This window comes from Agriterribacter sp. (assembly GCF_035445465.1).
In the GTDB taxonomy this organism is placed as follows: Bacteria; Bacteroidota; Bacteroidia; order Chitinophagales; family Chitinophagaceae; genus Agriterribacter.
In genome coordinates this window covers 1-10,257 of record NZ_DAOMQT010000087.1, presented here as the reverse complement: position 1 = coordinate 10,257, position 10,257 = coordinate 1, and the positions used below count along the sequence as shown (strand labels likewise).

General features: G+C 40.9%; 4 protein-coding genes. 3 read left to right on the top strand and 1 reads right to left on the bottom strand.

Annotated features, from left to right (window positions below; translation table 11 throughout):
- Positions 1-369 precede the first annotated feature (369 nt).
- Entirely contained in the window at positions 370-921 is a 552-nt protein-coding gene (locus PLE34_RS20830; protein ID WP_324560220.1) for a hypothetical protein, read from the top strand.
- 66 nt (positions 922-987) lie between these two features.
- Positions 988-1,683, top strand: coding sequence for an outer membrane beta-barrel protein (locus tag PLE34_RS20825; RefSeq protein WP_324560218.1), 696 nt, complete (start codon positions 988-990; stop codon positions 1,681-1,683).
- 102 nt (positions 1,684-1,785) lie between these two features.
- On the opposite strand, the gene PLE34_RS20820 is transcribed toward PLE34_RS20825, so the two are convergent.
- Positions 1,786-4,905, bottom strand: coding sequence for a PKD domain-containing protein (locus PLE34_RS20820; protein WP_324560216.1), 3,120 nt, complete (start codon positions 4,903-4,905; stop codon positions 1,786-1,788).
- A 650-nt stretch (positions 4,906-5,555) separates the two neighbouring features.
- Here PLE34_RS20820 and PLE34_RS20815 point away from each other — a divergent pair.
- Positions 5,556-10,257: hypothetical protein (locus PLE34_RS20815; RefSeq protein WP_324560214.1), on the top strand; the 4,702-nt coding region annotated here is incomplete at its 3' end.

The window sequence follows — 10,257 nt, the reverse complement described above, 5'->3', positions numbered from 1 at the left end:
TATTAAACCATAATCTGAAAAAATGGAATCTGGCGAGTTTATGAGCAAGCCCTAAGTAAATAAAAGAATGAAAATGACCAAACTTTCGTCAGATAGATTTTTGCCCACGTTGGTGTTCCAGTGCCCCGCCGTTGTTGAGTATGCGGGGCGGATACTGCGGGTGGCGTACCAACAACAGAAGCGGTAGGAGAATGCGACAATAAAATAAGAAAAGCTTGGGATGGTAGTACAGAAGTGGAGCCGAGCTGAGTGGGTATCAAGAGGTTTATTTTTATGCCTTCACGGCTAACGTTACTAATTAATGAAGAATAAATGATGAATAGATATTTCTTCAATAAAAGCTTGCTATTGATAATAGCAATTTTCTTCTTGCATGATTCATATGGTCAGTATAAAGAGGGTTATTACTACCAAAAGGACGGTACAAAAGTGAATGGGTTGCTCCGGCTGCAGTACGGGGGAAATGGTTTCAAAGATAAATCAAATGGAGATTGCTACATCAGCTTTAAAGAAACGCGGGAACATAAGAGAGTAAAACTGACGACTAAAGATATCTGCTGCTTTGTAATAGAGAAAGACAGCTTTGCGATTATTAAAAATTTCACTTTAAATTTTGCGGTGCACTATCCCCGTGATTTTGCCCAGGTTTTGCAGGATGGTAAAATAAAACTGTATTTGTATTATAGTGTGGTCAGCAATACCACCTCCGGAGGAATGATGTCCAGCAGAACGATAAAAGAATGGGTGATAGAAAAAGAAGGACTGGTAGAAAAATTCAGGAAGAAAGCTTTCAAAAAATTGATGCCAGTACTCATAGACGACTACCCGGAACTAAAGGAAAAACTTGCAACAGGGGAACTTCGTTTCAGGGATACACCGGAGATAATTAAAACCTATAATGACTATTTTGCAGTACATTAACACAATAGAATTTTGATTTATCCATAAATAAAAAACCTTATAAACAATAACTAACACTATAATTAAATGATGAGATCACTTTTATTCCTCTGTTGTATTGTTATTGCTATACAGTCCAGCGCCCAGTCTGAGAAGCAGGAACAGCGAAAGTTGAAATTCGGTATTTCCGGCGGCATTAACTTTACCCGCACACCGGCGATTTCTTATATTGACATTACACCCAGCTTCAAAAACTATCGTAAAAGCAAATTCGCTGTTGGTGCTGCCGCGAAATTAACGATGGAATACAAGGCCTCACAACATTTTTCATTACAGCCTGAAGTGGGTTTTGGATACTATCATCAAAAGCAGGTGTATAGCACCTCCCCCGTTAATGCCCGCATTTCTTATGGCCATGACGATGATTTATATGTAACAGCAATTACCCTGGGCAATATGTTTAAATACAGTACTAAATATTTTTCTGTTTTAACCGGGCCGCAGGTAGATTTTCCAATGAGTGCAAAGATCACTTCGTTGTGGAAGTCTGAAAGCAGCTTAACTGATATACATGAGGAAATTTACAAAGTAGATTTGAAGAAAGAAAAAAAACTATCCGGAGCGGCTTTTAATTGGATTTTTGGTTTGGAGCATACGGTTATTAAGCACCTTGTGATACAAGCCAGCTACCAATTAGGACTCAGTAAATATACAGGTACTCATATCAACTGGAAAATCGACAAAATAAGTGGTTTGTATATTGGAGCGGCTTATCAGTTTTGATGTTGTTTGTATTGTTGGAAGAATCTCCAAAATCAATAATAGCTGATGAATATGGATTCTCCCGGCTGTTCGGTATTTCTATCAGTCAGAGGTTTAAAATTTTTACCTTATAACCACAACACTGCCATTTTTCTTCCAGGGTTTGTTATTATAGTCAATGGCGCTTAATGTCCAGATGTATATTCCTGCCGGTACAGCCTTCCCATTAAGCATCCCGTTCCATCCCTGCCCCTGTATGCTGGTTTGGTAAACCAGTTGTCCCCAGCGGTTATAAACGGAGAAATACATTAATTGCTTTATACCCGGCATAACCGGCTTAAAAATATCATTTGTTTTATCTCCATTTGGTGTAAAAGCGTTAGGCACATAAATGTTCGGGCCTTTGTATACCTTGATATTGATGGTATCATATCCGATACAACCTTCTGTAGTTGTACCTGTAAGATAATAGGACATATCGGCCGGTAATATGGCGATCGGGCTATTGTTGAGCGGGCTATTCAGGTAATTGGTTGGATACCATTGATAATTCTTTGCTCCCGAGCCAACCAGTTGCAGCGGCTGTCCTATGGCAACAAGGGTATCATTGCCGGCCGATACATTGACCTTAGCAATGGTAATCGTTTTGTTTGCAATGTTGCTGCAGCCATTTTGGGTGGTAGCTGTAAGAGAAACATTGTAATTACCAAAACTGTTGAAAATATAAACGGGTTCAAACTCCTGCGAATTGCTCCCATTGCCAAAATTCCAGTTCCATTTTTCAATAGCGCCGGCGCTATTAGAACTGGTATTGGTGAACGGTATTTCTTTGCCGGCACAAGTGTTACCAAAAGTAAATGCTGCGACAGGATTAGATTGAATGTTTATGGTCTGTTCTGCTATGGCTGAGACACAACCCTGAGTTGATCTTGCTATCATCCTGATGAGTTGATTTCCTGGGACATTAAACAAAAAAGAAGGCTTTTCGCCTGTAGGTTTAAACCCCTCCCCTGTATCCCATAAATATTCCCCAATGTTTCCAACAGTAGTAGTGGAATGATTTTCAGGAACCATCGCTTTGCCAATACATCCATCCGTTACAGAAAAAATCGCTGTAGGTCTGGAATCAACCTGTATGGTTTGTATTAAAGTATCTGAACTACAATGTTGTGCGGTGGTTACAACAAACTTAGCTGCATAGCTGCCTGCATTGGCATATTGATGAGATGTGTTTTGCTGATCCGCAACATTGCCGTCTCCCAGTTCCCAATGCCATTGTGTAATATTGCCGTTGGTTACAACAGATTCATCCCGGAATGAAATTGCCGAATCAACACATGCTGTTCCGATACTGAATTTTGCTTGCGGGGTTGCGTCTATGGTGAATGTTTTAAAGAGCGTGTCGGAACTGCACCCTGCACCGGAGCGGGCTGCCATTTTGAGGGTATATGTATCTGCTGTGCTAAACTGCCGCTCAAATGTTTGTGTTGTAAATTGTTGCCCGTCGCCAAATTCCCAGAACCTTGCGGCTATGGTATCATGCTGAATGATTGACATATCGGAGAATGATACCTTTTTATTGATACAGGCATTGGAAATACTTATATCCGGTATGGGCCTGGCATGTAATGTTACTGCTTTCTTTATCGTATCATTTCCGTTACAGGCGCCATCCGAAGTAGTAATTAATGAAACATTATATTTGCCGAAGTTGCTGAATATGTGTGTAGGGGATGCGAGGTTAGAGGTGGAGCCGTCTCCAAAATCCCAATTCCACTGAACAATATTTCCTGTAGAAACGGTGGAGGAATCAATAAGAGTTAACGTTTTATCGCCGCATCGTGAGTTATATGAAAATGCTGATGTCGGTCTTAATCTTTTGAGGTTGATTTTTTTTGTAGCATTGGCTGTTCCACCGCCGCAGATATTATTAACAGTAACTGTAAGTTGTGCATTGTATTCGCTTCCCGTTATATAAGTATGTGATACATTTTGTCCGATAGCGGTTTGCCCGTCACCAAAATCCCAAAGCCATTGGGTGATGTTATTTATAGATGAGCTCGCGGAGAACCCAACGGTTGCACAATCGTTGCCTGCTGTAAAACTGAAATCCACGTTCTTATTGGTGATCAAACTGGAGAAAAATACAGGTAAACCCTTCTGACAAATTTTACCCTCCAGATCAATTTGCCGGTTAATATAGTTGCAACTCAACCCTCTCGTATTTGGAGAATTGATTACGCTCAGGTAGGAATCTTCCTGTAGTATGCAATAAATTTTATCATCAGGGCCTAACTGAAGTGCATTGATAGAGTTAGTATTCCCGGCCACTCCTATTGTTCCGATTATAATGGCTGATGAAGCAATTGCGGCTGAATCATGCACCGCCAGATCAAATTGCTTGACAGAATTGCTATCTGTAATACCTCCTCTTTTCTCGGAGCTGACATATACAAACTTTGAATCTGGTGAAAATTCGATTCCGTATGGAGAATATTCGTGAAAATTTAAACCATTTGATATTTTACCAGTTGCATTGTCAAAATTAAAAAGCTCCCATTTTTGGCTATTTATGTCGGTTGTCGCAATTTTCCTGCCGTCAGGGCTTGCTTTAAGGCAGCCTGCCGATTCAATATGATATGGCGTTCCGTCTATATCTCTCGTTTCCTGGTAAACCCATCCTTCGGAGGAATTAACAGAAGTAGTATTTACTCCATTACAACTCACTTTAAACGATCGCCAGGTATTACTTCCCCATTCGTGTGTGATAATCCAAACATCTGTTCCATTGGCATCCCTTACTGCGGTAAGTTTTTCACTGCTTGGGGCATAGAGTAAAACATTTTTATTGGCTGTTATGTCACCCAGCCCGTTGTCAAGCGTTATGTCAACTTCGGAATAATTATACCCTTTAATATTTTGATTTTCCTGCGAATCACAAGTGAAAATATAATAGATGGTTGCAGAGCCGGGTTTGGGAATAATGATAGCTGCATTAGCTGATGATGAATCGCCATACAACCCGGTTCCATTGGGCATAGGCTGATGATTTTTGTTCCATACTGTTGTACCGTCTGTGTAAAAAAGCAATAGTCCGTTTTTATCGCTTATAGTTGCGCAGCCCTCGTATGTACTTAGAGCGCCATCATGCAATGCTTTTGGAGTTGGGTAATTAAAACTTAAACCGGCATGACGTCCAAAATACCAGTTGTTACCTTCCTGGGCAAAGGACGGGGTTAGCATAGTAAATAGTATCAAAAAAAGAAAGAGTATTTTTCGCATTCTGAGGTCTGAGTGATTGTTAAGGGTTCTTTATAATGAAATGTGTTCACTACTTTTTGAAACTATACTGTAAAATAATAAATCAAAAAGTATTTTCTCTGATTCTGATAAATTATATATCCGGGGCAATGCATTTTTAAAAATACAGCAATGACAATTAAATCGCTTACACTGCTTTGCACCTCTAATGGATAGGTAGTTTAAGAAAATGTATATAGAACTAAGTGTTTACTTTTATTGGTTTTAGTTATTTCATTTACTGCTGAATTAAATAATTTTTCTTAAAGAAAAATTCATAAATAGATTTTGAAAAATCAAATTAACAATCTATTTTTAGTTTAGCAAGCAAGTAATTTTTATTACTTAAAGAAAAATAGCTAACCCTGACCTTGTGCTAATGATTCCGCCATTTTTCTTTCTCTTTTTTTCATTTTTTTTCATTGATTGATCCGTAAAAGATTTGCAATAAGCAAACACAAACTTGGTAAGGCCAATGGCAAAGTTGGTTCGTGCATTGCAGTAGGTGAGCCGTTGTATTGTTCAGACAGTACCCTTGTTATTTTACAGGATAAGATTTCAAATACTATCTCTACATATTTTAAACCCTGGATATGCTCTTGAGAAAAGCACGCTACCGCCGCAGGATTGCCGCTACGCTAATGGCTGTAATGCTTAGCAATACTATTTTACCCGTTATTTCCTATGCGCTTACTTCAGGTCCTACAGCGCCTGAGGCTACCAGTTTTGAGCCCATAGACACAACCGACATGGTAAATCTTCAAACAGGAGATTTCACTTATAATATGCCTTTACTGGAAGTGCCCGGGCCTGAAGGAGGATACCCTTTATCACTTTCTTACCATGCGGGCATACAACCTAATGAAGATGCCAGTTGGGTGGGGCTTGGCTGGACTTTAAACCCCGGAGCTATTAACAGGAATGTTAATGGTTATCCTGATGATTGGTATAATCCGCAAAATAATAGTCATGTGTACATGGAAGAAGGAATAACAAAAACGTACGATGTAGGGGTAAATATTGGTATTGCCAACACACCGGTTTCGGTAGGGGTAAATCTTTCCTTTTCGCAAGATGACTACAGAGGATTTGGAGTTGGGGGGAGTGTAAGTGCCGGAAGGAGTTGGGGATTAGGAAAAGCTAGTATTAATGCCAGTATCGGTGTAGGCGTTTCGCCGTATGGTGGGGCTGGATATGTTTTTGGAGGTGTTGGAATAGCTGTTGGAGGAGCAATTAATGCATCTGCCGGCATCGGATTCAGCACCAACTTTGAATCTTTAAATGCAGGAGTATCGGGTGGAGTTGGATATAGCTTTGCACAATCGGACAAGAACCCACATCATGGTATAAAGGGATCTTTATTAAATGCCTCTATCAGTACCGGAGGCGGCAAACCGTCCATAAGTGCAGCCGGGATCACATCGTCGGTAAGCGCTTCAGAGGGAGCGGGGATGCAATATGATGTTTCTTCTTTTTCGGTTGACATACCGGTATATTATTTTAATCTCTCTTTAGGCTATAGTAAAACACGATCCTGGATCGATAAATCCACAAACGTATACACCCATGGAAGCATATATGGTTCCGGCTGGGGGGAGATATCCGAAACGATAGGAGGAAACTCCATGACCAATATGGTGGCCTACGACAGGGCTTTTGATACCTACGCATTGCTGGAGGATCCCGCTGAAAAAAACATAGTTGATTACCCCGATCCCAGCCGGGTTCAGGGCGGTGCTTACCCTGATTTTGATAATTACCGCGTATTGGCTCAGGGGCTGGGAGGCAGTATGCGGCCTTACCTGTTCCAGGGGGAAGTGCTGGGACAGAACAGGAAAAAGGCAGACGGCTCCCGTTCCGTTAATTATTATTCTCCGGGTGTTACCAACGTACAACCTCAATTTCGCTTTGAAGGTGATTTTTCTAATTCGTACAGGCAAAACTATAGCCCTTACTCCAACCCTGCGCTGAATTTACGATCAGTTGCTACACCCTTTGCCACCCCCACTTATGGCGATGGGGATGGTGCTTATGGCTATTCAGGCGGGAAGCTTGCCGGCACCAAGCATATAGATATAGGGCCTACGGTTAAACCAAGTAATTCTAAAGGGTATTCTAAATCAGACCGCTACTTATCCTATATGATAGAAGGTTTTTCCATCACCAATGAGTCGGGTGTGACTTATCATTACGGGCTACCTGCCTATAGCTATGGCGAGGAGAATTACCAGGAAAAAATAAAGAACAGTGGGTTCAACAAGGTTTATTTTAACCGCGGCACTAAATCTACCCCGTATGCCTATACGTGGTACCTTACCACCATCACCGGCCCCGATTTTGTGGACCGCAACGGTAATGGCATAGCGGACGGCAACGACTGGGGCTACTGGGTAAATTTTGAATATGGTAAGTGGTCCAATAATTATGTGTGGCGTAATCCTTCCGAAGGATATCACAGGGATGAGGACAATGAGTTCCAGAACTGTTCCATGGGAATGAAGGAAGTATATTATTTAAACGCAATCCGTACACGGTCGCATATAGCGCTGTTTGAAAAAGATATCAGGCTGGATGGCAAGGGAGCTTCTTCTTCAATATTCACTAAGAATACCAAGCAGGATTATCAGTATGCAGGCCTGTTTAACAGCGGCTCTGCCCGGAGCCTGCGGTTGGACAGGATATATTTATTAAATGCTTCGGACAGTCTTTTCGTACTGCCTTCTTCAGGCAGCAACAATGCATATAGCCCCAACGTGCTGGACAAGGCGGATGTAGATGCGGCGAACAGGTATGCACTGGAAGATAAAGCGATCAGGATCATCAATTTCAGCTACGACTATTCATTATGTCCCAATACTACGAACAGCTTCGATAGCAATACGCCAACCGTAAAAAGCGGTAAGCTGACGCTTAAAAATCTATTATACAGGGGTAAAGGGGGGCAAAGTCTGATTCCTCCGACAAGGTTTGAGTATGAAATACCGGAAACTGAAAATCCTGAATCCTCCGGTATTTTTTCTAATGGATCACTTTTTAATACTCAATATCCCTATTTTGAAGTGGGAGATTTACTAGTAACCAACGATGTTCTGCGAATATTTTGTGGCGTTGTCACAAAGAAAACTTTAGTTGATCCTGGGAACGGCATGACAGCATACGAACTGGCAAATTCAAACATGACAGGAACATTAGTCGCAAAAAAACTGGTAAAAACCAAAAATCCACCATACAATAAAGATGCCTGCGATATCTGGGGTTATTACAAATCGGACTCTAAAGTAAGTTTAATAAATTCAAACGAAAATCTGGGCAGGAGGACTACACCCATTTCTGCTAAGTCTGTTGATGCGTGGAGTTTGAGGAGGATAGTTTCCGAGGCAGGTTCAATAACAAGTATTCATTATGAACCAAAGAATTATTCAAAATCTGCATTAAGCAGTGAATATCCTATAGCATTAACAAATATTCAGCAAGTTTCCGGACATACAAATCAATTAAGATTAGATTATTCAGATGATATTAATCTTTCAGACTATTACAATCTTAATGATAGGCTAGATTTTTTGATGTTATTGCATAGTTTTCATCCTAACTCAGTTATAAATTCGGTTAACCCTTGTATGTGGCGCAATATTATATGGACAAATGAAACATATGACACTAAAAACAGCACTTATAGTACATTAATAAAAGAAATAGGGACAAACTATGTTATTGTGGAAAATAATGATTTTAGTGATTTCTATCAGAGTCCTATATCTGTTGTTTTTTATGGTGGCACACGAATCAATACTGTATGTGGTAGTAATAGGAGACCATTTGCCGGCAACATTAAACTAGTGAGTAATCCGAATATTCCTTTTTGGGGGGATGGTCTAAGAGTTAATAAAATTTCTGTTGCAGATCAAAATGGTGATACTGAAATGTCAACTTCATATTTGTACAGGAAACCTGATGCCCCAACAATATCCTCGGGAACTACATGTTTCGAACCATGGGTAATGGAAAATGTATACTTTTTACCAAACGCTGTACCTTCTGGTTTTGGTAACGCTGAAGGGGTAGAGACATATAAGCGGAGGATATTTAAAAATTTACACTCTTTGCTGGTAATGGCTCGCGAGATTCCACCACCCGGTGTGATGCATGAGTACGTAACAGTAACCAGCAGTATAAAGAGCAGTGGGGAGACAGTTACCAGGCAAGTGGTGGGTAGCACCACCTACCAGTTTGAAGTGTTCCGGGAAAATATGATTTACCGCAACATGACCGAGACACCTTATACTCATAATGTTGTTACAGGCTTTTGCACAGCAGATTCAAGGAATATATCCATAAAAAAGTTCCTTCATAGCGTCGGCGCTACTAAGCGTATCATTCAATACGACAAGGATGGAAAAAAGCTGAGTGAGACAATTAATAATTTTTTACACGATGGGTTACAGTCGTTATCAGATTCTTTATTTTTTGTGAACTACAAGGGTCGGTTGTCGTCTTATAGTTATATGGGTAATACATATAATTTAAAATACCAGGGATTCTTGCAGGAGCGCTATTCGGAGGTTAAAACAGTTGATGAACTGGGCTGGACAACTGCATCACAAGTTAAAGCTACGATGTCAGCCCGGGAAGATTACCCATGTGTGCCATTGGGTCAAACGGTGATCAATTACGTCAATGGTACTCAAACTACTTCGCAGAACCTCGCTTATGATTTTTATAGCGGTGCATTAACCAAATCGGTAGAGACAGATGCCTATGGTAATCGCTTTGTAACCGAGACGACCCCTGCATATAGAAAATATTCATCCATGGGTCTGAAAATTGGCAGTTCTACCAATAAAAACATGCTGACCCAAACGGCGGCCAGCTATACCTACAAGGTAGATGCCACGAACCCCAATACAAATTTGGGGCTGGTTTCGGCAAGCGTTACCACCTGGTCTAATACCCTTCCTGCATTAGATATGGCAGGAGCGTCCGTTGTGCAGAATACTACTTCAACAGGTTATGTATGGCGTCCGCAATACAGCTATAGCTGGATGCCTGTGAGCAAAACAACTGATGGGCTAACACCTGTTGGCAGCTTTGTTGATTTTAACTGGACGACTCCGGCATCCTCCAATGCGAACTGGAAGAAGACCTCCGATATTACGCAATATGATGTGTTCTCCAAAGCTTTGGAAGCGATGGATATCAATGGCAACTATGCTGCTACCCGCATGAACTATCAAAGCAAAAAAGTAGAGTTGAGCGGTAGTCCTGCCAAATTTTACGAGATCGCTTTCAGTGGCG

What these genes read in the sequence shown, in the direction of transcription:
- PLE34_RS20825 (WP_324560218.1), top strand. Translation starts at nt 988, where the DNA reads ATGATGAGATCACTTTTATTCCTCTGTTGTATTGTTATTGCTATACAG.
- PLE34_RS20820 (WP_324560216.1), bottom strand. Translation starts at nt 4,905, where the DNA reads ATGCTAACCCCGTCCTTTGCCCAGGAAGGTAACAACTGGTATTTTGGA.